The organism is Aeromonas sp. 2692-1 (genome assembly GCF_013085505.1).
Taxonomy (GTDB): Bacteria; Pseudomonadota; Gammaproteobacteria; order Enterobacterales; family Aeromonadaceae; genus Aeromonas; species Aeromonas hydrophila.
In genome coordinates this window covers 3,679,321-3,705,110 of record NZ_CP038513.1, presented here as the reverse complement: position 1 = coordinate 3,705,110, position 25,790 = coordinate 3,679,321, and the positions used below count along the sequence as shown (strand labels likewise).

Sequence of the window (25,790 nt, the reverse complement as noted above, 5' to 3'; positions counted from 1 at the left end):
AAGGCGGGCGAGGGGCGGGAATTAATCGGGGGGCCATGCCCCCCAATCCGCTTATCTCTTTTCGTGTCAAGCCGCCGGCGTCACAGCCAGCCTTTTCGCTTGAAGAACAGACCAGTGCCGAGCGACGACATCACCATCAGTACCAGCGAGAGCGGATAGCCGTACTCCCAGGCGAGCTCCGGCATGCGGCCGAAGTTCATGCCGTAGATGCTGGCGATCAGCGTCGGCGGCAGGAAGATGACCGCGGCCACCGAGAAGATCTTGATCACCTTGTTCTGCTCCAGGTTGGTGACCCCCATGGAGGCCTCCAGCTGGAAGTTGATCTTGTCGAACAGGAACTGGGTGTGGGGCAACAGGGACTCCACGTCGTGCAGCATCTCGTCGATCCACTTGTTCTGCTCGTTGCTCATCCGCTGGCGCAGGCTGCGCTTCAAGAAGCGCAGGGCGCGACGGGTATCGTGCAGGGAGAGACGGATCTGGCCGTTGGCCTCTTCCTGGGCCATCAACTCCTTGAGCATGGGGTTGATCTGATCCGGCTCGAAGATCTGATCGGCGGTGTTTTCCAGGGTCTTGTAGCCATCTTCGATGAGATCGGAGAGGTATTCCACCTTGAGGTTTTGCACCTCCAGCAGGATGTCGAGGGCGTCCTCCACCTCCAGCCGATCCTGGCGCATGTAGTGGCGCAGCAGGCGCACCAGGCCGATGTCATCCTCGCGGATACTGATCAGCAGGTTGTTGCGCAGGGTAAAAGAGACGTGGACACCCTTGGTGTCACGGCCGATCCGCTGGGGAAACAGGGAGTGAATGTGCAGACCGTCGGTATCCCAGTAGAAACGGGCGGATGCTTCGATGTCATCGAGCTCCTCCTTGTCGGGCACCTCTTCCAGAAACAGGCCCGTCAACCATTCTCGTTCCGCCGTGTCCGGCTTGTAGGCATCCAGCCAGACGGTGTTGTCAGGCACTATGTCGTCAGGCCCGAGCGTGACTATGTCCAGTACCTTGTTATTGAGAATGTAGGCGGTGATCATCTGTCCCCCCTTAAGAAGTCATGGGTAATCAGGGATGGTTGCACAGGTCATGCGGCCTTAGAGCGCGTAGAAAGCGATCCCGTGGACAAGCTGAACGGGCCGATGGAAAACCTGAATGCGGCGAACTATACAGGGGCGGGCCGCGCTTGTCAGGGCCTATTCATCGGAGGTTCAGCCTGTTCGCTCAAAAAAACAGCGAGGTCGGAGCAGCCACGCCGACCTCGAAACGGGTGATCCCGGCGTCGCCTCCTTCATTCACCCTGATAGGCAGGAGGACGAGTGCTCACCGGCCGGGATGGCGGGCTGCCGAGTGCCCTGCGACAACCCCCGGTCGTGCGCCTTTCATCTCATATATTGCAATAGTTGGGGCCGCAGCCGCCCTGCGGCGGCGTCAAGACGATGCTCTGGGCTGTGCATCCTTGTTATCTGCGCAGGTCTGCATGGGCAAGCCTGTTACATGTTGGGATAGTTGGGGCCAGAGCCGCCCTGCGGCGGGGTCCAGACGATATTCTGGCTCGGATCCTTGATGTCGCAGGTCTTGCAGTGGATGCAGTTGGCCGCGTTGATCTGCAGGCGGGGCAGGCTCTCCGAGCCCAGGATCTCGAACACCCCGGCCGGGCAGTAGCGCTGGGCCGGTTCGGCCCAGGTGGGCAGGTTGACCGCCACCGGGATAGTCTCATCCTGCAGCTTGAGGTGGCAGGGCTGGTCCTCGTCGTGGCTGGTGTTGGCGAGGTAGACAGACGAGAGCTTGTCGAAGCTGAGCCTGCCGTCCGGCTTGGGGTAGTCGATGGGCTGGCAGCGGCTGGCCATGCGCAGCTGGCGGTAGTCCGGCTCCTTGTCCAGCAGGGTGAACGGCGAGGTGCGAGCAAACAGCCGCTGCTCCAGCCAGTTGAAGGCGCCGCCGAGCCAAGGGCCCCAGCGGTGCAGGGCGGCGCCGAAGTTGCGCGCTGTTTTGAGCTCATGGGCCAGCCAGCTCTGTTGCAGCGCATCGCCGTATTCGGCCAGATCCCGCCCCCCTTCATCGCCGCCGCGCAGACTCATGGCGACTGTCTTGGCCGCCAGCATGCCGGACTTCATGGCGGTGTGGATCCCCTTGATGCGGGAGAAGTCGAGGGTGCCGGCATCGCAACCGATGAGCAGGCCGCCGGGAAAGTGCGTGCGGGGCAGGGAGTGCCAGCCCCCCTTGGCGATGGCGCGGGCGCCGTAGCTGATGCGCTCGCCCCCCTGCAATGCCGCGGCGATGAGCGGGTGGTGCTTGAGGCGCTGAAACTCGTCAAACGGGCTGAGCCAGGGGTTGCGATAGTTGAGATCGACGATGAGACCGACCGCCACCTGATCCTGCTCCAGATGGTAGAGATAGAAGCCGCCCTGGCTCTTGTCTTCCTTCCCCTCAGAGAGCGGCCAGCCGCTGCCGTGCAGCACCCGGCCCGGTTTGCCCTGGCCGGGAGGGAGCTGCCACAGCTCCTTGAAGCCGATGGCGTAATGCTGCGGCTGGGCGGCGTTTTCCAGTTGAAAGTCGGCGATCAGCTGCTTGCCGAGATGGCCGCGCGCCCCTTCGGCAAACAGGGTGTAGCGACCGAGCAGCGCCATGCCGGGCACGTGATCCGCTTTCGGATTGCCAGCCCGATCCAGCCCGAGATCGCCGGTGATCACACCCTTGACCCGTCCCGCTTCCATGATGAGTTCGCTTGCGGTAAAACCCGGGTATATTTCGACTCCCAACTGTTCGGCCTGCTGACCGAGCCAGCGACAGAGGTTGCCGAGGCTGATGATGCGGCTGCCCTCGTTGTGCATGCGCGGCGGCACCGCCCAGTTGGGCAGTTGCAGGGCGCGGCTGTCGCTTTGCAGCAGGTGCACCTGATCGTCGTTGACCTCGACCCCGAGCGGGGCCTGTTGCCAGCTCTCTGGCAGCAGCTCCTTGAGGGCAACGGGATCCAGCAGGGCGCCGGAGAGCAGATGGGCGCCGATCTCCGCCCCCTTCTCCAGCAGGCAGACCGACAGCTCGGCACTGTGTTGTTTGAGGGCGATGGCGGCACTGAGTCCCGCCGGGCCGCCACCGACGATGACGACATCAAATTCCATTGCTTCGCGTTCCATCTTGCCTCTGTGCTCGACTTGGCCTAGGGTAGTGCTGGTAGTTTACGTAAACGTAAAGTAAATGTAAGCAAAAAAATGTGAGGGTTTTCATGGATTCACTCAACAGAAGCGAGGGATGCGCGTCATGAAGCTGCTGGTCGCGGTCAAGCGGGTGCTGGATTACAACGTCAAGGTCCGGGTCAAGAGCGATGGCTCAGACGTGGAGCTGGCCAACGTCAAGATGGGGATCAACCCGTTTTGTGAAATTGCGGTGGAAGAGGGGGTCAGGCTGCGCGAAGCAGGCGTGGCGAGCGAGCTGGTAGTGGTGACCTTCGGCCCCGAGGCGGCGGCCGAACAACTGCGTCACGCCCTGGCGCTGGGGGCGGATCGGGCGCGTCATTACGTGACTGGCGAGACCCTGACCCCGCTCACCGTGGCTCGCGCCCTGCAACAGGTGTGCGAGCTGGAGCAGCCCGATCTGGTGCTGCTCGGCAAGCAGTCCATCGATTCTGACAACAACCAGGTGGGCCAGATGCTGGCCGCCCTCAATGACTGGCCGCTTGCCACCTTCGCCTCCGCCATCAAGCTGGTAGAGGGCGAATTGCAGGTGACCCGCGAGATCGACGGCGGCCTCGAGACCCTCGGCATGCCGCTGCCAGCGGTGGTGACCGTGGATCTGCGCCTCAACGAGCCGCGTTTTGCCTCGCTCCCCAACATCATGAAGGCCAAGCGCAAGCCGCTCGAGAGCGCGCCCTTCGCCGCCCTCGGCGTCGAGCCGGCCGGTCAGACCCGGCTGCTCGGGGTGATGGCCCCCGCAGCCCGCAGCGCTGGCATCATGGTGGGCTCGGTGGACGAGCTGCTGGACAAACTCAAGCACGAAGCGAAGGTACTCTGATGCTGCCAGCAATCAACAGAACCCCACCCGCCGGCGACAAGCTCGGGGGCGTGATGGGCGCACAGGCAGGGACATCAACGGACGATAGCAAGGGGCAGTCATGAGCGTATTGATCATTGCCGAACATCATCAGGGCCAGTTGGCCGACAACGTGGCCCGTCTGGTCACCGCCGGGAGCCAGCTGGGCGGCGAGGTGCATCTACTGTTGCTGGGGCAGGGGCTGACCGAGGCGGGTGAGCAGGCCGCCGCCCTGCAGGGGGTGAGCCGGGTGCTGCTGGCCGAGCATCCCATGCTGGCGGAGGGGCTGAGCGACGGGGTCGATCCGCTCTTGGCCCACATCGCGCGGGATTATCAGCACTGCCTGATGGCCGCCAGCACCCAGGGCAAGGATCTGCTGCCGCGGGTGGCGGCCAGGCTCGGGGTGGAGATGCTCTCCGAGGTGACCGGCATCGAGAGCGGCGACACCTTCCTGCGCCCCATCTACGCGGGCAACGCCGTGGCCCGGGTGGCGAGCAGCGCCCCCATCAAGGTGCTGACCATCCGACCCACCGCCTTCGCCAAGGCTGCGAGCGGCGGCCAGGCTCAGGTAGAGCGGTTGCCGGTGAGCGAGGTGGCCTGCCGTACCCGCCTCATCGAACGGCGCGCGGTGCGCTCCGCCAGACCCGAACTCGCGGCGGCGCGGGTGGTGGTCTCCGGTGGGCGGGCACTGGGCTCCAAGGCGCAGTTCGCCCTGATAGAGGCGCTGGCCGACAAGCTGGGCGGCGCGGTGGGGGCGTCGCGGGCCGCGGTGGATGCGGGCTTTGTCGCCAACGATCTGCAGGTGGGTCAGACCGGCAAGGTGGTGGCTCCCGAGCTCTACATCGCGGTCGGTATTTCCGGCGCCATCCAGCATCTGGCGGGGATGAAGGAGTCCAAGGTGATCGTCGCCATCAACAAGGACAGCGAGGCCCCCATCTTCCAGGTGGCCGACTACGGGCTGGTGGGGGATCTCTTCACCTTGCTGCCGGAGCTCACCGCCAAGCTGTAACCTGGTGAAAAAGGGGGCCGGGGGCATTGAGCACCGGCAGACGCCCGTTTCCACGCATGTTCTCTGCAAGCCCTGACCCGTTCAGGGCTTTTTTCTGTCAACTGCGCGGGCGGCGGGTCGACAAAAGGTTGAGCCAGCTCCCAAAAAGCCTTTGATCCGGGGGCTGCACTTGTGTAAAACCAGACAAGTCACCGATCACACTCATCCACTCACGGAAAGCGTCATGAGCAAACAGATTTACAACTTCTGCGCCGGCCCCGCCATGTTGCCGGTCGAAGTCATGGAGCGCGCCCAGCGCGAATTTTGTAATTTCCAAGGGCTGGGAGCCTCGGTCATGGAGCTCTCCCACCGCGGCAAGCCCTACATGGCGGTCGCCGCCAAGGCCGAAGCCGATCTGCGCGAGTTGCTGGCGGTGCCGGACAACTACAAGGTGCTGTTCATGCACGGCGGCGGCCGTGGCCAGTTTTCCGCCGTGCCCATGAACCTGCTGGGGGGCGCCAACAAGAAGGCTGACTATCTGCTGACCGGTGTCTGGGCTGCGAGTGCCGTGGACGAGGCGCGCAAGTACGGCGACATCCAGACCTTTGACGGGGTGGCCAAGAGTGCCGAGGGCATCTCCCACCTGCTGCCGACCCCGGCGTTTCGCGCCGATGCGGCCTATGTGCACTACTGCCCGAACGAAACCATCGACGGCATCGAGATGTTCGACATCCCGGCAACCGGTGATGTGCCGCTGGTGGCGGATCTCTCCTCCACCATCCTCTCCCGTCCCATCGACGTGAGCCGCTTCGGCATCATCTATGCCGGCGCCCAGAAGAACATCGGCCCCTCTGGGCTGGCCATCGCCATCGTGCGCGACGATCTGCTGAACCAGGCCCGCGCCGATGTGCCGTCGATCTTCGACTACCAGCTCACCGCCAAGAACGACTCCATGTTCAACACCCCGCCCACCTACGCCTGGTATCTGGCCGGTCTGGTGTTCGAGTGGCTCAAAGAAAAAGGTGGCCTTGCGGCGATGGAAGCACGCAACAAGGAGAAGGCCGATTTCCTCTACGGCTATCTCGATCAGTCGAGCTTCTATGGCAACCAGGTGGATGCCAGCTGCCGTTCGCGGATGAACATCCCGTTCCAGCTGAAAAATGCCGAGCTGGACAAGCTGTTCCTGGCCGAATCGGAAGCCGCCGGCCTGCTGGCGCTCAAGGGCCACCGCATTGTCGGCGGCATGCGCGCCAGCCTCTACAACGCCATGCCGCTGGAAGGGGTGAAGGCGCTGGTCAGCTTTATGGACGGCTTTGCCAAGCGCCATGGCTGAGGCGTTTTTCCCCGATTGCCGACGCCGGGGACTCCCCGGCGTCTGTTTTTTCCGTGATGCCGGACCGGCTGCCCCCGCCGCCTGCTTTTGTGCCACCCGCAGTCTTGCCGAGCAGGGCACGGGCTGCTAACGTCCGGTCAGGTCATTTTTTTGAGATCGTACAGGAAGTCTATGAATTCGTTGCGTTTGGAACCTATTTCTCGTGTGGCCGGTGAGGTCAATCTGCCCGGCTCCAAGAGCGTGTCCAACCGGGCGCTGCTGCTGGCAGCCCTGGCCCGTGGCACCACCCGGCTCACCAACCTGCTCGACAGCGATGACATTCGTCACATGCTGGCGGCGCTGACCCAGCTCGGGGTCAAGTACAAGCTCTCCGCCGACAAGACCGAGTGCACCGTGCACGGTCTGGGTCGCAGCTTCGCGGTGAAGGAGCCGGTCAATCTGTTCCTCGGCAACGCTGGCACCGCCATGCGACCGCTGTGTGCCGCCCTGTGTCTGGGCTCCGGTGAATACACCCTGGGCGGGGAACCGCGCATGGAAGAGCGTCCCATCGGCCATCTGGTGGATGCCCTGCGCGAAGCGGGTGCCCATATCCAGTACCTGAAGAAAGATGGCTATCCGCCGCTGGTGGTGGATGCCAAGGGGCTGTGGGGCGGCGACGTGCACGTTGACGGTTCCGTCTCCAGCCAGTTCCTGACGGCGTTTTTGATGGCGGCGCCGATGGCGGCGGGCGACACCCGCATCCACATCAAGGGGGAGCTGGTCTCCAAGCCCTACATCGACATCACCCTGCACATCATGAAGCAGTTCGGGGTGGTCATCGAGCACGACAACTACAAGCTGTTCTACATCAAGGGCAACCAGAGCTATGTCAGCCCGGGTGATTTCCTGGTGGAAGGGGATGCCTCCAGCGCCTCCTACTTCCTCGCGGCGGGCGCCATCAAGGGCAAGGTGCGGGTCACCGGCATCGGCAAGCACAGCATTCAGGGCGACATCCACTTCGCCGACGTGCTGGAGAAGATGGGCGCGCGCATCACCTGGGGCGACGACTTCATCGAGGCCGAGCAGGCGCCGTTGCACGGCATCGACATGGACATGAACCACATCCCCGATGCGGCCATGACCATCGCCGTGGCCGCACTGTTCGCCGAGGGGCCTACCTCGATCCGCAACATCTACAACTGGCGGGTGAAGGAGACCGACCGCCTGCACGCCATGGCGACCGAACTGCGCAAGCTGGGCGTCGAGGTGGAGGAGGGGCGTGACTTCATCACCGTCACCCCGCCAGCGCAGCTCAAGCATGCGGCGATCGATACCTACAACGACCACCGCATCGCCATGTGCTTCTCGCTGGTGGCGCTGTCCGATACCGCCGTCACCATCAATGATCCGGGTTGTACTTCCAAGACCTTCCCGGACTACTTCGACAAGCTGGCCAGTATCAGTCAGCGCGCGTGATGAACCCAGGCCCGCCTCGCTGCGGGCCTGTTTCTTTGGGCTGTCCCGCTCTGCTACCCTCTCTCTTCATCCTCGCCTAGCAGTATTATTAAAACTTGCAAGGCAGGATAAGAAAATTCCTTTCAAGATAATGTAATTTTCTATTTACACCGCTGCCCGTGCGGGCTAGATTGAAGTTTCTTTATCGCAGTCATCTAGCAGGAAGCCTTGTCATGCAGCATCAAACCGACGACGTTCGTATCAGTGAAATCAAAGAGTTATTGCCCCCGGTTGCGGTGCTTGAGAAGTTTCCGGCCACCGAGACCGCATCCAGTACCGTCTTTGAATCCCGTCAGGCCATCCATCAGATCCTGGCCGGTGAAGATCAGCGCCTGCTGGTGGTGATCGGCCCCTGTTCCATTCACGACCCCGCCGCTGCGCTGGAGTACGGCAAGCGCCTCAAGGTGCTGCGTGACGAACTCAAGGGCCAGCTGGAGATCGTGATGCGGGTCTACTTCGAGAAGCCGCGCACCACGGTGGGCTGGAAGGGGCTGATCAACGACCCCTACCTCGACAACAGCTGCCAGATCAACGACGGCCTGCGCATCGGTCGCAAGCTGCTGCTGGACCTCAACGACATGGGGCTGCCGACCGCCTCCGAATTCCTCGACATGATCACCCCGCAATACGTGGCGGATCTGATGAGCTGGGGCGCCATCGGGGCCCGTACCACCGAATCCCAGGTGCACCGCGAGCTGGCCTCCGGTCTCTCCTGCCCGGTGGGCTTCAAGAACGGCACCGACGGCACCATCAAGGTGGCCATCGATGCCATCGGGGCTGCCAGTGCGCCGCACCACTTCCTGTCGGTGACCAAGTACGGCCACTCCGCCATCGTCGCGACCCGGGGCAACCCGGACTGCCACATCATCCTGCGCGGCGGTCGTGAGCCGAACTACAGCGCCGCCCACGTGGATGAGGTGGTGAAGGGGCTGGACAAGGCCGGTCTGCCGCAGAAGGTGATGATCGACTTCAGCCACGCCAACAGCAGCAAGCAGTTCAAGAACCAGATGCTGGTGGCCGAGGACGTGGCCGGTCAGCTGCGTGCCGGCAGCCGGGCTGTGTTCGGCGTCATGGTGGAGAGCCATCTGGTGGAAGGGCGTCAGGATCTGGTGGAAGGGTGTGAACTCACCGTCGGTCAGAGCATCACAGATGCCTGCATCGGCTGGGCCGACACCGAAATCCTGCTGCGCAATCTGGCCGATGCGGTGGCCACTCGCAACGCAGGCTGATCCCGGCCTGGCGGCGCCGCGTGGCGCGCCTGAGCTACGGCATACAAAACAAAAGCGCGACCCTGGGTCGCGCTTTTTTATTGGCCAGAGCGGGCGGCAGGCATGATCACCAGCGGTAGGTCTTGAGCAGTTGCTCTAGCTTGCGGCACTGCTCGACCAGCTGGACGCTGGCGAGGTTGGCGGCGTGGGCCTGGCCCAGGGTGTCGTTGGAGGTGTTGCGAATGTCGCTCACCGAGCCGTCCACCTCGCTGCAGACCCTGTCCTGCTCCTCGGCGGACTGCGCCATCTGGGCGTTGAGGTCGTTGATGCTGCTGATGCGGCCGATGATGTTCTGCATGGCGGCCAGGGTCGCCTCTGTCTTGTGGATGCTTTCGTCCGCCTTGGCCTTGGCATCCCCGATCACCGACACCGCGCTCTGGGCCTCGTTCTGCAGGGCGGCGATCATCTGGGAGATCTCCTCGCTGGCGGCGCGGCTGCGGTTGGAGAGGGCGCGCACCTCGTCGGCCACCACCGCAAAGCCACGGCCCTGCTCGCCGGCCCGGGCCGCTTCGATGGCGGCGTTGAGGGCCAGCAGGTTGGTCTGATCCGCAATGCCCTTGATCACCTCCAGCACCCCGTCGACCGCCAGACAGCGGTTGTCGAGCTGCTGGATCACCCTGTCGACTCGCTCTATTTCCGCCGACATTTCACCCATGTCGTTGATGAAGTGCTGGGCGAGGCGACTGGTGTTGGCCGCATCCTGGTTGGTGAGGGCGGAGAGCTCGGCACTCTTGCGGGCGTGCTCGCGCACCTCGTGGGAGCTGGCGGCCAGCTCGCTCACGGCGGCGGCCACCTGAACCGTCATGCTCTCCTGCTGGCGGGCCGAGCCTTCGGTCTGGGTCGCCACCTGGCGGATCTGGTTGGACTCCTGATAGAGCTGGTGAGTGGCGCTCTCTACCTCCTGCAGGCTGTGGCGAAACCCCTGCACCATGTCGCTGACGGCGCGGGTCATCTCGCCCAGCTCATCCCGGTTGGGATTGATCAGGGGGAGGGAGAGATCCCGCTCCTTGGCCATGCGGGTCATGGCCAGCTGCAGATGGCGTACCGGTCGCTTGATGTAGCGCTGCAGCACCCAGCCCAGCAGGCCGAAGCCGAGCCCGAACACCGCCACCAGGCTGCCGCTCAGGATCAGGTTGTTGCGGTGGATCTCGCCAAAGGTGTGGCTGAGATCGTAACTGATGCGCACCGCGCCCATGACGGTGCCTTCCGCCACCTGGTGGCAGGTGGTGCACTGGGTACCGCGGTACTCCTTGTAGGCCTTGAAGGGCTTGATCAGGGTGAGCTGGTTGCCCTGCTGCTCGAGAATGGTCTCCCCCTGGTTGATGGCACGCTCGTCCAGCTTGTCTTCAATCTGCTGATCCGGGTGGCCGGGGCCGAACAGGCTGGTCACCGCCGGGGCACGGATCAGGCGGGCCTCGACGATGCCGGCCTCGCTCTTGAGCTTGGTCTGCACGATCTGGCGGTTGGCGATGGCTCCCGTCATCATCAGCACGTTGAGCTGATCCATGTAGGTGTTGGCGGCGCTCTCCACCTTTTCACCCGCCAGCCGGATGGCGAGATCCCGTTGCAGCCAGGCGGAGAGCTCGAAGCTGAGGGCGAAGGTGCAGCCGATGACCAGGGCGAGGGGGAGAAAGATTTTCCAGTTCAGAGACAGATTTTGCATCGTTGGCAGGTCCATGCGCAGGTGAGCGATCGTCAATGGTTGATGACTCTCCCCGCGCTCGCTCATCAGAACGGGGGAGATGGTTCTCTATCGGCACACCCTACCTCATCTTGAGTAAATTATCTGTTAACTGGATCCGTGTTGGAGGTTAATGGTGCGTAGCAAACGAGAGCTGTTCATCGTTGAGTTGATCCAGCACAAACTTGGCATTTATTGATAGTGGTTATCATTTGCATTATTTCACCTGATAACCTTGCCTGCCATGACACCACAGCTGACCCCGACCATGACCGGTCTTGCCACTCCGGATCCCCTCAAGTTCGCCTTTGGCGCCAAGACCTCGGCTCACGCCAGTCGCGGCGGCATGCGCCCGCTCACCCTCGACCATGCCGACTGGCAAGCCTGGTGGCACCGCGAGAGCGAGGCGGATGAGCGAGCGCTCTATATCCACATCCCGTTTTGCCGCAAGCGCTGCAGCTTCTGCAATTTCTTTGAAAATGGCGCCAACCCGGCCCGTATCACCCGCTATGTCAATGCGCTCTGTAGCGCGCTTGCCCGGGCCGCCGAGACACCGTTTGTCCAGAGCCACCCCTTCTCGGCCGTCTATGTGGGGGGCGGCACGCCGACGGACATGAGCGCCGACGAACTGGCGATGCTGGCCGCCGCCATCCGTCGTTTTCCCCTGACTTCGGATGCGGAGGTGACCCTGGAGGGGCGCCTCAACGGTTTTGACGATGCCAAGTGGCACAGTGCGCTGGCGGGCGGCTTCAACCGCTTCTCGTTCGGTGTGCAGAGCTTTGACACCGAGGTGCGCCAGGAGGCGGCCCGCTTCGACGATAGGGAGACCCTGCTGACCCGGCTGGGAGAGCTGACCCGTCACGACGATGCGGTGATCGTGGCCGATCTCATCTTCGGCCTGCCGGGCCAGGATGATGCTGTGTGGCGTCAGGACATCGCGGATGTGATGGCGAGCGGGGTGCACGGGGTGGATCTCTATCAACTCATCGCCATGGCCGGCACCAATCTGGCCCGTGCCGAGGCGAAGGGCAAGCTCGGCTGGGCGGCCGACGGTCAGCAGCGGGCTGCCATGTATGCCTATGGCGCCCAGACGCTGGAGCAGGGGGGCTGGCAGCGGCTCTCCTGCAGTCACTGGCGGCGCGGCGAGGCCGAACAGAGCCGCTACAACCAGATGGCCAAGCGCGGCGCCGAGATCCTCCCCTTCGGGGCCGGGGCCGGCGGCAACGTGCATGGGCACGGCCTCATGTATGGCCGGGATCTGGCGCTCTGGCACGAGGCGCTGGCGGCGGATCAGCGTGCCCCCGGCATGGTGATGGGGCGCAATCCCAATGGCCGCCTCGATGGCCTGCTGCGCGGCGCGGTCGACAGCGGCTGGCTGGCGCTTGCCCGCTTGCCGACGCCGCTGCGGGCACATCTGCAACCCTTGTTCGAGGCCTGGCAGCAGCACGGGCTGGCAACGCTGAGCGAGGCGCGGCTCGAGCTCACCTTGGCGGGGCGCTTCTGGAACGTCAATCTGCAGGCTGGGCTGTTTGAATACTTGCAGCTCAACCCGCTGGCGGGGTCGGGTACGCCACCTGCCGATCCGGCGCGCCATTCGCTGGTGTGAGTGTGCTGGTGTGAGTGCACTGGCCGAGAGGGCCTGACAAAGAGAGGATGATAAACAAGGGGGCACCTGATGTGCCCCCTTGTTCGTTATGGCTGGTGGACCTCTTCCACCCGCACCCGCAGTTGCCCCTCTGCAAGCTGGGTGACCAGCGTCTGGCCGGCATCGACCTGGGCGGCGCGGATGATCACCTCACCGCTTTGGGTGCGGGTGATGGAGTAGCCGCGCCCCAGGGTGGCGAGCGGACTCACCCCGTCGAGGCGGGCGCTGAGCATGGCGAGGCGGTGGCTAGCAAGGTCTTGGCGCTTGGCGATGAGGGCATGGAGGCGCTCCTCGGCCAGCTGGTGGCGACGCTTGCCGGCGGCCAGCAAGCGCTCCGGGCTCTTGCCTTGCAGGCGCAGCTCCAGATTCGCGAGGCGCCGCTCCCCCTGATGCAGTTTGTGATTCATCAGCTGCTGCAAACGGGCGGAGAGCTCGTCGAGGCGCTGGGATTGCTGCTCCAGCCGCCGCTTCGGATCCTGATGATCGAGCCGCTTTTGCAGCAGGATGAAATCGTGGCGGGCGGCGGTCTGCTGGCGGTTCATCGCCTGCAGCAGCTGCTGCTTGAGATGGGCGAGGCGCTGGGCGCGGGCGCTCTGATCCGGCGCTACCAGCTCGGCGGCCGCCGACGGGGTCGGGGCGCGCAAGTCGGCGGCAAAGTCGCTGATGGTGACATCCACCTCGTGGCCCACCGCGCTCACCACCGGGATGGCGGAGTGGGCGATGGCGCGCGCCACCGCCTCTTCGTTGAAGCACCAGAGATCTTCGAGCGACCCGCCGCCGCGCCCGACGATCAGCACATCCACCTCGGCGCGGCGGTTGGCCAAGGCAATGGCAGAGACGATCTGGCCGATGGCGGCGCTGCCCTGCACCTGGGTCGGGTAGATAAACACCGGCAGATCCGGCGCGCGGCGTTTGAGCACCGTCAGCATGTCGTGGAGGGCAGCGCCGGTGGCGGAGGTGATGAGGCCCACCGCGCGCGGTTCACGCGGCAGGGGGCGCTTGCACCCCTCGTCGAACAGCCCCTCAGCGCCAAGGCGACGCTTGAGCTCCTCAAAGCGCAGCGCCAGCACGCCGTCGCCTGCGGGCTGCATCGATTCGATGATCAGCTGGTAGTCGCCGCGCGGCTCATAGAGGGAGACCCGCGCCTGCACCAGCACCTGCATGCCATCCTGCGGGCGAAATGCCACCCGCCGGTTGTTGCCCTTGAACATGGCACAGCGCACCTGGGCCGACATGTCCTTGAGGGAGAAGTACCAGTGGCCGGAGCTTGGCATCGCCAGGTTGGAGAGCTCGCCGGTCAGCCACACCAGCCCCAGATCCTGCTCCAGGATCATGCGCACGGCGCTGTTGAGGCGGGTGACGGTAAAGACCTGCTGTTGTCTGCTTTGGCTCGGTTCGTTGCGGTAGTTCAAGGCTGGTCCTGCGCTGTGTGCCCCGCCTTGGGGCGGGGGCATAAAACAATGGCGCCATCTTAACGCAGTTCGGGGCGAACGCCGAGCGGCGCTGGCTCTGTCGGGTTCAGCGTGCGTCCGGATCCTGAGGCTGCGCCCGGGCCTGAACGGCCGGGGGGCTGGCCTGGCTGGTCACCAGCCAGACCGAGAGGCAGACGACCAGGCCCCCCAGCACGAAGCCCTGGCTCAAGGTCTCGCCCAGCACCAGCGCGCCCCACAAGATGCCGAAGGGGGGAATGAGGAAGGTGACGGTGAGGCTGCGCAGCGGGCCGATATCGGCGATCAGTCGAAAATAGAGCAGGTAGGCGAGGGCGGTGCAGACCACGCCGACCGCCAGCACGCTGGCCCAGGCGGTGGGCACGGCCCAGTCGACCGCAGGGCCGGCCGCCAGCTGGTAAGCGAAAAAAGGCAGCAGAAACAGGCTGGCACCCAGCTGGCTGCCAAAGGCCACCAGCTTGGCATCGAGTCCGCCGCGATGGGTGATCCAGCTGCGGGTGAGAAAACCGGCAAGGCCGTAGCAGGCGGTGGCAAACAGGCAGGCCAGCACCCCGGGCAGCAGATGACCACCGGCACTCACCTCGCCGGTGGTGGTGATGAGGCTGATCCCGATCACCCCCAATACCACCCCCAGCCACTTGCGCCTATCAAGGCGCTCGTTGAAGCAGGAAAAGCCGATGAGGGCCCCCATCAGCGGCGTGGTGGCGTTGAGGATGGCCGAGTAGCCGGCCGGCAGCCAGAGGGCGGCGATGGCGTACATCAGAAACGGGATGGCGGAGTTGATGACGCCGAGCAGCATGGCGGACTTGAGCTTGCCCTGAAACCCCATGGGGGCGCGCAGCAGCAGGAGCATGACGGCAAGCCCGATGAGGGCGAACAGGACCCGCAGGAAGGTGGTGTTGACGGCGCCAAACGCCGGGGCGGCGATGCGCATGAACAGGAAGCTGGCGCCCCAGATGGCGGCCAGCAGGAGCAGGCGCCCATAATCGGCAGGTTTCATGGTGTCGTCCTTGAGGTGATGGTGGCCAATATTGGCGCTGCATCGGCATGATGCCGACAAGGCGCCTGTGCTGGCAACTGCCTGGATGGCAGCAGGGCATCCATGCCCTGTGGTGCCGGTGTGTGGGTGACGGGAGCGTTACGGCTCCGGCTGGCTCACGAAGGCAATCTTGTGCAGGCCGTGTTGGGAGGCCTGGGCCATCACCCTGGCGATGATGCCGTACTCCACCTTGCGATCGATGCGCAGCTGGATCTCGGGCAGCTCCCCCTCGGCCTGGCCGGCGCTCTCCATCTTGGCGAGCAGGGCGGCTTCGTCGACCTGCTGATCGTTCCAGTAGATCTTGCCGGCCCCATCGATGGCGAGGTTGATGTCCTGCTTGTCTGGCTGGTTGAGCTGGCTGCTGGCCTCTGGCAGCTCCAGCTTGACCGCGTTGGTGAGCAGGGGGGCGGTGATCATGAAGACGATGAGCAGCACCAGCATGACGTCGATCATCGGGATCATGTTGATCTCGGAGAGGGGTTGATCGTCCCCCTCGTCCGACAGTTTGCCAAATGCCATCAGCCGCGCCCCTGTCTGGTTTCCCGCTCGACCAGCGGGGTGACGTTGTTGGTGGCGACTTGCTCGAAGCCGGTCACCAGCAGGGTGAACAGATCGTGGCCAAACTCCTCCAGCGCCGCGAGCCTGAGGCGATTGCGCCGCACGAAGAAGTTGTAGATGAGCACGGCCGGCAGGGCGACCGCGAGGCCGAAGCCGGTCATGATCAGCGCCTCGCCCACGGGGCCGGCGACCTTGTCCAGACTGCTCTGACCGGCGGCGCCGATGGCCAGCAGGGCGTGGTAGATGCCCCAGACGGTGCCGAACAGCCCGATGAAGGGGGCTGCCGAGCCCACCGAGGCGAGGAAGGCCAGCCCCTGCTCCAGCCGTACCCGCTCCTGGGTGATGGCACGGCGCATGGCGCGCAGCAGATATTCATCCGGCGAGCCCAGCTTGCAGCTGACCGCACGCTCCTCGGCCCGGTTCAGCTGGGCCACGGCCGCCAGCGCGGCGCCGGTCAGCCGGCCATAGGCCTCCTGCGGCGGCAGGTGGGCCAGCTGGCGCTCCATCTCCTGCACGCTGTCGTGCTGCCAGAAATCGGCGACGAAGCGGGCGTTGAGGCGTTGTTCCCGCTGTGCGAGATAGCCCTTGAGCAGGGCGTAGTAGCAGGTACCAAGAGACATCAATACCAGCAGGATGAAGGGGATCAGCCCCACACCGCTGTTCTGGCTGAGCAGGTGGGCGATGCCCATGCCGTTGCTTGCGATTTCAGGATCCATGTTCAAGCCCTTAATTTGAAAATGATGGTGACTTTTGCCGAGGCCTCGACGGCCACGTTGTTCTGTTTGGCAGGAATGAATTTCCAGCGGCTGACGGTCTTGCGGGCCGTCATGTCCAGCCGCCGATAGCCGCTGCTCTTGTCCACCTCCACCGAGGCGGCGGTGCCTTCGGCCGTCACCCGCACATTGAGGATGACCCGCCCCTCTTCTCCCCGTCGTCTCGACTCATAGGGGTATTGGGGCTCGGGGTTGTTGAGCCGGGCATCGCGGGCGATGGGGGCGCTGTTGCCCGCGCCGCCGCCAGCCTTGTGGGCAGGACTTTGACTGGTATTTCCGCCGCTTGCCTGTGCGGCCGTTGCCGCCGTCGCAGGGGCGGGCGCAGTGACCGGCGGTTGCGGACTGCTCACCGGCATGACCTTGGCGGGCTGCACTGGCGGGGGGCTGTGTTTAAGCGGTTTGACCACCGGCTTGACGCTTTTCTTGACGGGCTTGAGCGGCGGTTTTTTGGGTGTCGGCAATGGCTTGGCTTTTTGCGGCACTTTTTGTACTTGCTGTGCTGTGGGAGCAGGGGCCGGGGCCGCCTTGGCTGGCGCGTCATTGGTTGCGGCCTCGCCAACCCAGCGGGCCGACAGGGTCAGCGGCAAGGGCGGGGTGATGGGCGCAGGCTGGTGCGCATAGAGCCACCAGAAGGTGGCAAGGTGCAGGGCGATCGCGATGGCAAGGCAAACGGGACGGGCGACGTCGGGATCGTTGGCGGGCAGTGCTGGTCTCGGGCTGCAGGAGTCCATCACTTGTCTCCCTTCCAGGTCTTCATATTCATACTCAAACGGCTAGTGTGAAGGCGCCAGAACAGGCGTCAGGCCGCTAGCATGCCTGATAATCAGAATCACAAACAACAACCATTATCAATCGCATTTTAATCGTGGTGAGGCTGGCTCGCAGGAAATTAAGAAGCTTGGCCGGCAAGCGGCGTTCCCGGCTGGCAATGGATTGAGCGGTGTGTGTTCGCACCGGTTTTTCCCCCTGTTGGCCGGCGGCGTCACAATTCCAGCAATACCCCCAGTTCCACTACCCGGTTGGCGGGAATATGAAAGAAGTCGGTTGCCTTGAGGGAGTTGCGGTTCATCCAGACGAACAGGCCCTCTCGCCAGCGCGCCATGCCGGGCAGATCGGTGCTGACCAGATTCTCGTGGGAGAGGAAGAAGGAGGTCTTGGCCATGGTGACCTTCAGATCCTCCTGGGCGCAGGCCTGGAAGATCTCCTCCATGGAGGGCACCTCCTTGTAGCCAAAGTGGGCGACCACCTGCCAGAACCCCTCGCCAAGGTGGGTGAGCTCGATGCGCTCCTTGAAGGAGAGCCAGGGTTCGTCCTTGATCTGAACGGTCAGGAAAATGACCCTTTCGTGCAGGATCTTGTTGTGTTTGAGGTTGTGCAGCATGGCGTGGGGCACTACCTGCACCGACTTGGAGAGAAACACGGCGGTGCCGGGTACCTGCAGCGGCGGGTGCGCCAGCATGTTGTCGACAAACCCCTTCAGCGCCAGTGATTTGTGCTCCAGCTTGTCGAGCACCAGCTCCCGTCCGCGCTTCCAGGTAGTCATCACTATGATGGCCAGCAGCGCAAACAGGATGGGGAGCCAGCCACCGGCCAGAAACTTGGTGGTATTGGCGGCAAAGAAGGTGACATCGACCAGCAGCAGCGGCGCGCATATCAGTGCAATCAGCCAGCGCGACCACTTCCAGCGGCGGGCGGCCACCACCATCAACAGCAGGGTGGTCAGTGCCATGGTACCGGTCACTGCGATGCCGTAGGCGGCGGCCAGGTTGCTTGAACTCTGGAACCAGAGGATGACGATGATGATGCCTCCCAACAGCAGCCAGTTCACCAGCGGCAGGTAGATCTGGCCTATCTCGTGTTCCGAGGTGTGGCGGATCTCCTGGCGCGGCAGGTAGCCGAGCAAAATGGCCTGGCGCACCACCGAGTAGGTGCCCGAGATCACCGCCTGGGAGGCGATGACGGTGGCCAGGGTGGCGAGGATCAGCAGGGGAAAGGCCAGCCAGGAGGGGGCGAGCAGGTAGAAAGGATTTTCGATGGCGGCGGGATTGCGCAGCAGCAGGGCTCCCTGACCAAAGTAGTTGAGCAGCAGGGCGGGCATCACCAGAGAACCCCAGGCCAGCTGGATGGCGCCACGGCCAAAGTGGCCCATGTCGGCGTAGAGCGCCTCCGTCCCGGTGACGCAGAGCACGACGGCCCCCAGGGTGATGAAGGCGATACCCGGTCGGCTGACCATGAAATCGAGGGCGTAGAGCGGGTTGACGGCCTGCAGGATGGCGGGGTTCTGCGCGATCTCATAGGCCCCGAGCGCCGCCAGCACCCCGAACCAGATCAGCATGATCGGGCCGAACAGGCGACCGATGCCGGCGGTGCCGTAATGCTGGGCCCCGAACAGGATCACCAGCACGGTAAGGGTGATGGGCAACACGAACGGCGCCAGCTCCGGCGTGATCACCTGCAACCCTTCGACCGCCGAGAGCACCGAGATGGCGGGGGTGATCACCGCATCCCCGATAAATAGCCCCACGCCGACCAGACCGAGCAGCATGAGCAGGGCGCGTGGCTTGGCGGGGAGGCGGCGGGAAGCCAGCGAGGCGAGGGTGAGGATCCCCCCTTCTCCCTTGTCGTCGGCCCGGAGCACCAGCAGCACATATTTGAATGAGACCACGATCATGATGGTCCAGAAGAAGAGGGAGACGATGGAGAGGATCCCCTCCGGGGTGGGCTGCAGACCCAGGTGTCCGGCGAAGCTCTCTTTGAGGGCATAGAGTGGGCTGGTGCCGAGATCGCCATAGACGACCCCCAGTGCTGCCAGGGTAATGGCCATGCGCCCTTGCTGGTGTCCGTGGCTCATCATGAAATTCCATTTCAATTCAGACTGTTAATCATGATACGCAGGCACAGGCACAAAGGAAACCCGCACTGCGAAAAGGCCCTTTCGTTTGGCGTGGCGGTTTGGGTGAAACACCCTGGATGTTGCTCTGCCCGATTTAGTGTTTGAGGGGGACGGCCAAGCGCGCACGAGCTGGTTGTCGAGTACGATCGACCAGGGCCAAACAGTCTGCAATGGGGGAGGGGAAGCTGTGCTGCCTGAAAAAATGAAACGGGAAATTTTTTGCATAAAACCGCAATGAGACAACTCTTTTGTCCCCAAAAGGCTGTTTTGCGACTGAAAATGTTGGTTTTTTAGCGGCTTGGCGGCTGAAAAGGCCAAAACGCCATAAAAAATTCAAAAAACTTCTTTACCAGTGACCAATGCGTGAGTAAACTTCGTCGGCAATATTTTACACCCCCACTTCCTCAACGGTGAGATATTGCCATGCTCAGGATTGCCAAAGAAGCGTTAACCTTCGACGATGTACTGTTGGTTCCCGCCCACTCCGAAGTTCTTCCCAATACTGCCGATCTGCGTACCAAGCTGACCTCCGCCATCAGCCTGAACATCCCCATGATCTCCGCTGCCATGGACACAGTGACCGAGGCCCGTCTGGCTATCGCATTGGCCCAGGAAGGCGGTATCGGCTTTATCCACAAGAACATGTCCATCGAGCAGCAGGCTGCCGAAGTGCGCAAGGTCAAGAAGTACGAGAGCGGCGTGGTCACTGACCCCGTCACCGTACGCCCCGACATGACCATCGCCCAGATCAAGGAGCTGAGCCACAAGAACGGTTTCGCCGGTTATCCGGTGGTGACCGAGGGCAATCAGCTGGTGGGCATCATCACCGGTCGTGATGTGCGCTTCGTGATCGATCTCTCCCAGACTGTCGAACAGATCATGACCCAGAAGGATCGTCTGGTCACCGTGCGTGAAGGCGCCCCCCGCGAAGAGGTGGTTGGCCTGATGCAGAAGCACCGTATCGAGAAGGTGCTGGTGGTCAACGCCGACTTCAAACTCAAGGGCATGATCACCGTCAAAGACTTCCAGAAAGCCGAGCGCAAGCCGAACGCCTGTAAAGACGACAAGGGTCGTCTGCGGGTGGGTGCTGCCGTCGGTGCCGGTGCCGGCAACGAAGAGCGCGTCGCCGCCCTGGTGGAAGCCGGTGTAGACGTGCTGCTGATCGACTCCTCCCACGGCCACTCCCAGGGTGTGCTGGATCGCATCAAGGCGACCCGCGAAGCCTACCCTGATCTGCAGATCATCGGCGGCAACGTCGCCACCGCCGCCGGTGCCAAGGCGCTGGCCGCTGCCGGCGTCAACGCCGTCAAGGTCGGTATCGGCCCGGGCTCCATCTGTACTACCCGTATCGTGACCGGCGTGGGCGTGCCTCAGATCACCGCCATCTCCGACGCCGTCGACGCGCTGGAAGGTACCGGTATCCCGGTGATTGCCGATGGCGGCATCCGCTTCTCCGGTGACGTGGCCAAGGCCATCGCCGCTGGCGCCAGCTGCGTCATGGTAGGCTCCATGTTCGCCGGTACCGAAGAAGCGCCGGGCGAGATCGAGCTCTACCAGGGTCGCTCTTTCAAATCCTACCGTGGCATGGGTTCTCTGGGCGCCATGTCCAAGGGCTCCAGCGACCGCTACTTCCAGACCGACAACGCCGCCGACAAGCTGGTGCCGGAAGGGATCGAAGGCCGCGTGCCGTACAAGGGCCGCCTCAAAGAGATCATCCATCAGCAGATGGGCGGCCTGCGCTCCTCCATGGGGCTGACCGGCAGCGCCACCATCGACGACATGCGCACCAAGGCCGAATTCGTGCGCATCTCGGGCGCAGGGATGAAAGAGTCCCACGTTCACGACGTGACCATTACCAAAGAAGCCCCCAACTATCGGATGGGCTGATAAAACGGGGCTGCGGCCCCGTTTCTCCACCGCTTTTTTATCCCGTGCTTTTTGTGACAACAGCAGCCTGATGCAGGAATAAAATGACTAAAGACATTCACCAGCACCGTATCCTTATCCTCGACTTCGGTTCCCAGTACACCCAGCTGATCGCCCGCCGCGTGCGCGAAATCGGCGTCTACTGCGAACTGTGGGCCTGGGATGTGACCGAAGAGCAGATCCGCGAATTCAATCCGAGCGGCATCATCCTCTCCGGCGGCCCCGAGTCCGTCACCGAAGCGGGCAGCCCGCGCGCCCCCGAGTACGTGTTCAACGCCGGCGTGCCGGTGTTTGGCATCTGCTACGGCATGCAGACCATGGCCGAGCAGCTGGGTGGCAAGGTGCAATCCTCCACCGAGCGTGAGTTCGGTTACGCCAAGGTGGAAGTGCTGGGCAACTCCGGCAAGACCAGCGCCCTCTTGCGCAACATCGAAGATGCCATCGCCGACAACGGCAATGCGCTGCTGGATGTGTGGATGAGCCATGGCGACAAGGTCACCACCATCCCGGCCGACTTCACCACCATCGCCCAGACCGCCACCTGCCCGCACGCCGCCATGGCCAACGAAGCCAAGCGTTTCTACGGCGTGCAGTTCCACCCGGAAGTGACCCACACCCGTCAGGGTGCCCGCATGCTGGAGCACTTCGTCAAAGACATCTGCGGCTGTGAATGCCTGTGGACCCCGGCCACCATCATCGACGACGCCGTTGCCCGCATCCGCGAGCAGGTGGGTGACGACGAGGTGATCCTCGGCCTCTCCGGCGGCGTCGACTCCTCCGTGGTCGCCATGCTGGTGCACCGTGCCATCGGCGATCGCCTGACCTGTGTCTTCGTTGACAATGGTCTGCTGCGCCTGAACGAAGGCCAGCAGGTGATGGAGATGTTTGGCGATCACTTTGGTCTGAACATCGTCAAGGTCGACGCCGAAGAGCGCTTCCTCTCCGCGCTGGCTGGTGTTGACGAGCCGGAAGCCAAGCGCAAGATCATCGGTCGCGTGTTCGTCGAAGTGTTCGACGATGAAGCCAAGAAACTGAAAAACGCCCGCTGGCTGGCGCAAGGCACCATCTACCCGGACGTCATCGAATCTGCCGCCAGCAAGACCGGCAAGGCCCACGTCATCAAGTCTCACCACAACGTCGGCGGTCTGCCGGAAGAGATGAAGATGGGTCTGGTCGAACCGCTGCGCGAGCTGTTCAAAGACGAAGTGCGCCGCGTTGGCCTCGAGCTGGGTCTGCCCTACGACATGCTCTACCGTCACCCGTTCCCGGGCCCGGGTCTGGGCGTGCGCGTCCTTGGCGAAGTGAAGAAAGAGTACTGCGATATCTTGCGCCGCGCCGATGCGGTCTTTATCGAAGAGCTGCGCAAAGCCGACCTCTACAACCAGGTCAGCCAGGCGTTCGCCGTGTTCCTGCCGGTGCGCTCCGTTGGCGTCATGGGCGATGGTCGCAAATATGACTGGGTCATTGCGCTGCGCGCCGTTGAAACCATCGACTTTATGACCGCCCACTGGGCCCATCTGCCGTACGACTTCCTCGGTCACGTGTCGAACCGCATCATCAACGAGATCAACGGCATCTCCCGCGTGGTGTACGACGTCTCCGGCAAGCCGCCCGCAACCATCGAATGGGAATAAGCGGCTAACGCCCTTACACCCTTCAAGCATAAAAATGTAAAAAAGACGCCCTTGCGGCGTCTTTTCTTTTTCCAATCGTTTGCGCCTCACTTTTCCCCTCGCTAGCCGCTTTCTCGCCTCCCTGCCTCTGTCAGATATGACAGGGGGTGTTTTATGGATCTCGCACTAGGCTCAGCCATGCCAATTGAGACCGGTGCTGTGAGGCGCTGGTCGTGGCAGCAGGGGAGGGTGACGACAGCAAAGTCTTCATGGGCACTGTCGACACCGGACATACCAAATCTGGTATGGCACCCGGTGGAGTCCGGACACCACTTTAATAAACGGGGCGGAACCCGAACAGCCAAACGAGTAGGGACAAGAGATCACGGAGGGTTTGTTATGTCAGAACAAGCAGTGTTGTTGGGCGGATGGACTGCCTACCACAAGCTGAGCGCCAAAGATCAGGCCGTATTCAACCAGGCGCTGGAAGGATTTGTCGGGGTGCAGTACACCCCCTTTGAAGTCTCCACCCAGGTCGTTGCCGGCACCAACTACCGTTTCAAATGCAAAACCACGGTGCCGCTGCCCAACCCGATCCACGGGGAAGCCGTGGTGCAGATCTTCCAATCCCTGGATGGATCGGCCCATATCACCTCCATCACCCCGATCTGATTAGGTTGCGAGGCAAGGCGGGGAGGGGAAAAGCCCTCAACCGGTTGGCTCCAACACCCAGCAATAAGAAAGACGCCTTAGGGCGTCTTTTCTTTATCTACGGTCTGGCACCGCTGATATGTGGCTAGCATTGGTATTTATTTGTTGATCTTGCTCAGCAAATTATCATCATCCGCTTTTGCTGATCTGCCTTGCTCGCTAAGATATCCGTCTGGATATGGCCTCTTTGGAGTCACCAATAAATCAGACCAAAGACATCGCGTGGATCAAAAGCAGCAAACTGGAGGCTGTCTGGCGGTAGCTTGAGCGCGAGCAAGCCGCATCAGTGGGCGTCACAGTGAATGGAGGCGTATGAGATGGTGGTTTCAGTATCAGCAGAGCTTTTTGTACGGTTGCTGTAGTGATGCAAGAGCATCACTGTACTGACTTGTTCACGCAGGCGTAGTTTTGTGGCGCTTTCCATGACTGACTCCTCAACTGTTTTTTATACAGTGGTAACGGTAGAGCAAAAATAAGAAGTCAAGCGAATACGTTCAGATACCAGTGATGATGTGGTAATGTAATGATTCAAAAATGATTTTTTTGAGGTGGTTATGAAGATAAAGCGGAGTTATACGGAAGGCTCTGCTATTGGATTAGTACCGCCTTTCATCTAATCACTGTTAACTGGCAGGTTAATCCTGCACAATAGAAATAATAATGGTGAAATATGTCAGAAAGAGCGAGTATTCGATTTTACGATGTGAAACATTGCGGGCTGTTTAAAGCGAGGGCACGTCAAAGCACATTGGGTAGTTTCAACGAAATTTTACACAATATTTATAATTGGGCTGCCGAGCCAGGGCGCTTAGTTCTGAATACATGTAGTTACGAGGTCGGCGAAGATTTTGAACAAGAATTTTTAGAAACGTATTTGGTTTCTGCGCAAAAATATAGTGATGACTACCTATTTTGCTTTTGGAACCGAACACATGCCAGTGGTGATTCTGTCTATGCTTTGGATGCAGGAACTCAGTTGACCAATGTTTCTGAGCAAACGTTCCACCAAGGGAACTTGCCGGAAAGTTCAATTCCAGGATATGCAACTTACTTTTGGTTCATACCGTCTAAATCTGTAATGGCTACAATTACCTTTGGTAATCCTCGCTCAGGTATGAATGCGTTTAGTTATTGGTTAGAGAACTTTTTCCGTACTGAAAGTCGGTTTGCAACTTTTGATGAAAGTGATCAGTTTATCGGTTATCAGTCTGCCGATGGCACGATTCACAACGATCTTGAACCTAGGTTTAGTAAACAACTGTATCGAAACCCTTCGAAAAGAGAGCTCATACTTTCAAACTGTCAGCATATTCGTGGAGTAGTTCGCCGTATCAACCTCGAACGTGGACAGGTCGCAGATAAAGGCTTAATCGACAACTTAAAAAGCCGTGTCGGCATATCAACGGAAACAGAGATTCATGATCATGATGTGTCTCTTAAATATGAGTTTAGTTACACGCCGACTGAGAGTGAAGTTCAAGAAATGTTCTCAACATACGAGGCGTCACCAAGCAAAAGTAACTGGGAAGACGTAGGTTTTGTGTTTCCTGATAACAATGGTTTTGGCGCTGAGAAAATAGAGTGGTTGAGTAAGTCATTTGCGAAAATAAAAATGGCGGTCGATATTGAGTGGGTTTTGATAGGGCAGTTAGTTAAAGGTGATGTGCTTCTTCAGACACTACATTCTCACCGAAGTGAACTGGTCAACTTATTAGAAGATAACGAGTCAACTTTGGAGCAACGACAGACCGCATGAAGTCTAAATTAGCAAAATTCATTCTGCTAGTTACCACGTTTTTTGGTTCTTATTATGCGGTGACTTTGGGTATGGACATTTCTTACGCCAAGCAAGCGAGCTTATTGTCGGAGGTTAGAAATGTCTCAGCTATAATCTTTGGCGTAACTGGTGCTTGGTTATCTCTTGTATATCCTAAAGCTTTGGCATCGACAGAATTGGCGCTAAAAGCTGCTAACGATGCTGTTTATGAGCAAGCGCAACATGATAATGATGTATTACTTGGTTTTATAAAAACAATAATTACCTCAATTGTTGTTATCGCAATTAGTGTTGGAATTCCCTTCGTTAAAGAAGTTGCTGTCCAAATCAGCCTTTTGACAGAGTATCGTAATTATCTACGAGGAATTTTGTTTTTTACAATCGTGGTACTAGCAATCATGCAGCTGTATCTTTTGTTTGCAACGTTTCTACAAACAAAGTCTGCGCTGAAAGATGTTAAGCGAAAAATTGCAGAAGCTAAAACTAGGAATGAGCGTTCACATAACCAGCGTCACTAAGCCAGTTAACACACAATTTAAGAGTGATTCCCCACGCTTTGCATTTTTGGTTTGGTTTTAGCACCGTATTTGCGGCGTCAAAATTGAGTGCGGTGGTAGCGTGGCTCA

Annotated in this window: 21 protein-coding genes; 11 read left to right on the top strand and 10 right to left on the bottom strand. The window is 61.2% G+C overall.

Annotated features, from left to right (window positions below; genetic code table 11):
• Positions 1-80 precede the first annotated feature (80 nt).
• Both corA and E5E97_RS17380 read right to left on the bottom strand, forming a co-directional pair.
• Positions 81-1,028, bottom strand: coding sequence for a magnesium/cobalt transporter CorA (gene corA / locus E5E97_RS17385; protein ID WP_011705843.1), 948 nt, complete (start codon positions 1,026-1,028; stop codon positions 81-83).
• Between the two features lie 453 nt (positions 1,029-1,481).
• Positions 1,482-3,125 (bottom strand): electron transfer flavoprotein-ubiquinone oxidoreductase, encoded by a 1,644-nt coding sequence (locus tag E5E97_RS17380; protein WP_171280640.1) that lies wholly within the window; start codon positions 3,123-3,125, stop codon positions 1,482-1,484.
• A gap of 124 nt (positions 3,126-3,249) precedes the next feature.
• On the opposite strand from E5E97_RS17380, the gene E5E97_RS17375 reads away from it, so the two are divergent.
• The 5 genes from E5E97_RS17375 (at position 3,250) to aroG (ending at position 9,061) form a co-directional block, all read left to right on the top strand.
• A complete protein-coding gene (locus E5E97_RS17375; RefSeq protein ID WP_162498725.1) occupies positions 3,250-3,999 on the top strand; it encodes an electron transfer flavoprotein subunit beta/FixA family protein in 750 nt (249 codons plus the stop codon).
• A gap of 100 nt (positions 4,000-4,099) precedes the next feature.
• Positions 4,100-5,026, top strand: a complete 927-nt coding sequence (locus E5E97_RS17370; protein WP_017408213.1) for an electron transfer flavoprotein subunit alpha/FixB family protein — start codon at positions 4,100-4,102, stop codon at positions 5,024-5,026.
• 223 nt (positions 5,027-5,249) lie between these two features.
• Entirely contained in the window at positions 5,250-6,338 is a 1,089-nt protein-coding gene (gene serC / locus E5E97_RS17365; protein WP_171280639.1) for a 3-phosphoserine/phosphohydroxythreonine transaminase, read from the top strand.
• A gap of 171 nt (positions 6,339-6,509) precedes the next feature.
• On the top strand, positions 6,510-7,793 hold the full coding sequence (gene aroA / locus E5E97_RS17360) for a 3-phosphoshikimate 1-carboxyvinyltransferase (RefSeq protein WP_010633771.1): 1,284 nt from the start codon (positions 6,510-6,512) through the stop codon (positions 7,791-7,793).
• 212 nt (positions 7,794-8,005) lie between these two features.
• Positions 8,006-9,061 (top strand): 3-deoxy-7-phosphoheptulonate synthase AroG, encoded by a 1,056-nt coding sequence (gene aroG, locus E5E97_RS17355; protein ID WP_011705850.1) that lies wholly within the window; start codon positions 8,006-8,008, stop codon positions 9,059-9,061.
• Between the two features lie 106 nt (positions 9,062-9,167).
• Here the strand turns inward: aroG and E5E97_RS17350 are convergent, their stop codons facing one another.
• On the bottom strand, positions 9,168-10,763 hold the full coding sequence (locus E5E97_RS17350) for a methyl-accepting chemotaxis protein (RefSeq protein ID WP_171280638.1): 1,596 nt from the start codon (positions 10,761-10,763) through the stop codon (positions 9,168-9,170).
• A gap of 262 nt (positions 10,764-11,025) precedes the next feature.
• On the opposite strand from E5E97_RS17350, the gene hutW reads away from it, so the two are divergent.
• The gene (hutW, locus tag E5E97_RS17345; protein WP_171280637.1) at positions 11,026-12,387 is read left to right on the top strand and encodes a heme anaerobic degradation radical SAM methyltransferase ChuW/HutW; all 1,362 of its coding nucleotides are present in this window, start codon (positions 11,026-11,028) and stop codon (positions 12,385-12,387) included.
• Positions 12,388-12,473: 86 nt separating this feature from the next.
• Here the strand turns inward: hutW and xseA are convergent, their stop codons facing one another.
• From xseA to E5E97_RS17315, 6 genes are all read right to left on the bottom strand, one after another.
• Positions 12,474-13,838 (bottom strand): exodeoxyribonuclease VII large subunit, encoded by a 1,365-nt coding sequence (xseA, locus tag E5E97_RS17340; protein ID WP_171280636.1) that lies wholly within the window; start codon positions 13,836-13,838, stop codon positions 12,474-12,476.
• A 106-nt stretch (positions 13,839-13,944) separates the two neighbouring features.
• Entirely contained in the window at positions 13,945-14,874 is a 930-nt protein-coding gene (locus E5E97_RS17335; protein WP_139389553.1) for a DMT family transporter, read from the bottom strand.
• 138 nt (positions 14,875-15,012) lie between these two features.
• A complete protein-coding gene (locus E5E97_RS17330) occupies positions 15,013-15,432 on the bottom strand; it encodes a biopolymer transporter ExbD (protein WP_044800135.1) in 420 nt (139 codons plus the stop codon).
• On the bottom strand, positions 15,432-16,187 hold the full coding sequence (locus E5E97_RS17325; protein WP_010633777.1) for a MotA/TolQ/ExbB proton channel family protein: 756 nt from the start codon (positions 16,185-16,187) through the stop codon (positions 15,432-15,434). Before E5E97_RS17325 ends, E5E97_RS17330 begins: the two co-directional genes overlap by 1 nt.
• A 2-nt stretch (positions 16,188-16,189) precedes the next feature.
• On the bottom strand, positions 16,190-16,975 hold the full coding sequence (locus E5E97_RS17320) for an energy transducer TonB (protein ID WP_118881105.1): 786 nt from the start codon (positions 16,973-16,975) through the stop codon (positions 16,190-16,192).
• Between the two features lie 251 nt (positions 16,976-17,226).
• A complete protein-coding gene (locus E5E97_RS17315; RefSeq protein ID WP_216368123.1) occupies positions 17,227-19,095 on the bottom strand; it encodes a potassium transporter Kup in 1,869 nt (622 codons plus the stop codon).
• Between the two features lie 465 nt (positions 19,096-19,560).
• Here E5E97_RS17315 and guaB point away from each other — a divergent pair, with 465 nt between their 5' ends.
• From guaB to E5E97_RS17300, 3 genes are all read left to right on the top strand, one after another.
• The gene (guaB, locus tag E5E97_RS17310; protein WP_011705859.1) at positions 19,561-21,024 is read left to right on the top strand and encodes an IMP dehydrogenase; all 1,464 of its coding nucleotides are present in this window, start codon (positions 19,561-19,563) and stop codon (positions 21,022-21,024) included.
• Positions 21,025-21,107: 83 nt separating this feature from the next.
• Positions 21,108-22,697 (top strand): glutamine-hydrolyzing GMP synthase, encoded by a 1,590-nt coding sequence (gene guaA, locus E5E97_RS17305; protein WP_171280634.1) that lies wholly within the window; start codon positions 21,108-21,110, stop codon positions 22,695-22,697.
• A 378-nt stretch (positions 22,698-23,075) separates the two neighbouring features.
• Positions 23,076-23,348, top strand: a complete 273-nt coding sequence (locus tag E5E97_RS17300) for a hypothetical protein (RefSeq protein WP_010633780.1) — start codon at positions 23,076-23,078, stop codon at positions 23,346-23,348.
• 322 nt (positions 23,349-23,670) lie between these two features.
• Here the strand turns inward: E5E97_RS17300 and E5E97_RS17295 are convergent, their stop codons facing one another.
• Entirely contained in the window at positions 23,671-23,811 is a 141-nt protein-coding gene (locus E5E97_RS17295) for a hypothetical protein (protein WP_171279647.1), read from the bottom strand.
• A 246-nt stretch (positions 23,812-24,057) separates the two neighbouring features.
• Here E5E97_RS17295 and E5E97_RS17290 point away from each other — a divergent pair, with 246 nt between their 5' ends.
• Positions 24,058-25,143: a hypothetical protein gene (locus E5E97_RS17290; protein ID WP_171280633.1), complete on the top strand. Its 1,086-nt coding sequence runs from the start codon at positions 24,058-24,060 to the stop codon at positions 25,141-25,143.
• The gene (locus E5E97_RS17285; RefSeq protein ID WP_171280632.1) at positions 25,140-25,682 is read left to right on the top strand and encodes a hypothetical protein; all 543 of its coding nucleotides are present in this window, start codon (positions 25,140-25,142) and stop codon (positions 25,680-25,682) included. Before E5E97_RS17290 ends, E5E97_RS17285 begins: the two co-directional genes overlap by 4 nt.
• Positions 25,683-25,790 lie beyond the last annotated feature (108 nt).

Bases quoted from the DNA above. Each gene is read 5' to 3' on its own strand.
- E5E97_RS17295 (WP_171279647.1), bottom strand. From the start codon at position 23,811: ATGGAAAGCGCCACAAAACTACGCCTGCGTGAACAAGTCAGTACAGTG.
- E5E97_RS17290 (WP_171280633.1), top strand. From the start codon at position 24,058: ATGTCAGAAAGAGCGAGTATTCGATTTTACGATGTGAAACATTGCGGG.
- guaB (WP_011705859.1), top strand. From the start codon at position 19,561: ATGCTCAGGATTGCCAAAGAAGCGTTAACCTTCGACGATGTACTGTTG.
- E5E97_RS17320 (WP_118881105.1), bottom strand. From the start codon at position 16,975: ATGGACTCCTGCAGCCCGAGACCAGCACTGCCCGCCAACGATCCCGAC.
- E5E97_RS17325 (WP_010633777.1), bottom strand. From the start codon at position 16,187: ATGGATCCTGAAATCGCAAGCAACGGCATGGGCATCGCCCACCTGCTC.
- E5E97_RS17370 (WP_017408213.1), top strand. From the start codon at position 4,100: ATGAGCGTATTGATCATTGCCGAACATCATCAGGGCCAGTTGGCCGAC.
- E5E97_RS17380 (WP_171280640.1), bottom strand. From the start codon at position 3,125: ATGGAACGCGAAGCAATGGAATTTGATGTCGTCATCGTCGGTGGCGGC.
- aroG (WP_011705850.1), top strand. From the start codon at position 8,006: ATGCAGCATCAAACCGACGACGTTCGTATCAGTGAAATCAAAGAGTTA.
- corA (WP_011705843.1), bottom strand. From the start codon at position 1,028: ATGATCACCGCCTACATTCTCAATAACAAGGTACTGGACATAGTCACG.
- aroA (WP_010633771.1), top strand. From the start codon at position 6,510: ATGAATTCGTTGCGTTTGGAACCTATTTCTCGTGTGGCCGGTGAGGTC.
- guaA (WP_171280634.1), top strand. From the start codon at position 21,108: ATGACTAAAGACATTCACCAGCACCGTATCCTTATCCTCGACTTCGGT.
- E5E97_RS17375 (WP_162498725.1), top strand. From the start codon at position 3,250: ATGAAGCTGCTGGTCGCGGTCAAGCGGGTGCTGGATTACAACGTCAAG.
- serC (WP_171280639.1), top strand. From the start codon at position 5,250: ATGAGCAAACAGATTTACAACTTCTGCGCCGGCCCCGCCATGTTGCCG.
- E5E97_RS17285 (WP_171280632.1), top strand. From the start codon at position 25,140: ATGAAGTCTAAATTAGCAAAATTCATTCTGCTAGTTACCACGTTTTTT.
- E5E97_RS17300 (WP_010633780.1), top strand. From the start codon at position 23,076: ATGTCAGAACAAGCAGTGTTGTTGGGCGGATGGACTGCCTACCACAAG.
- E5E97_RS17315 (WP_216368123.1), bottom strand. From the start codon at position 19,095: ATGAGCCACGGACACCAGCAAGGGCGCATGGCCATTACCCTGGCAGCA.
- E5E97_RS17350 (WP_171280638.1), bottom strand. From the start codon at position 10,763: ATGCAAAATCTGTCTCTGAACTGGAAAATCTTTCTCCCCCTCGCCCTG.
- E5E97_RS17330 (WP_044800135.1), bottom strand. From the start codon at position 15,432: ATGGCATTTGGCAAACTGTCGGACGAGGGGGACGATCAACCCCTCTCC.
- hutW (WP_171280637.1), top strand. From the start codon at position 11,026: ATGACACCACAGCTGACCCCGACCATGACCGGTCTTGCCACTCCGGAT.
- E5E97_RS17335 (WP_139389553.1), bottom strand. From the start codon at position 14,874: ATGAAACCTGCCGATTATGGGCGCCTGCTCCTGCTGGCCGCCATCTGG.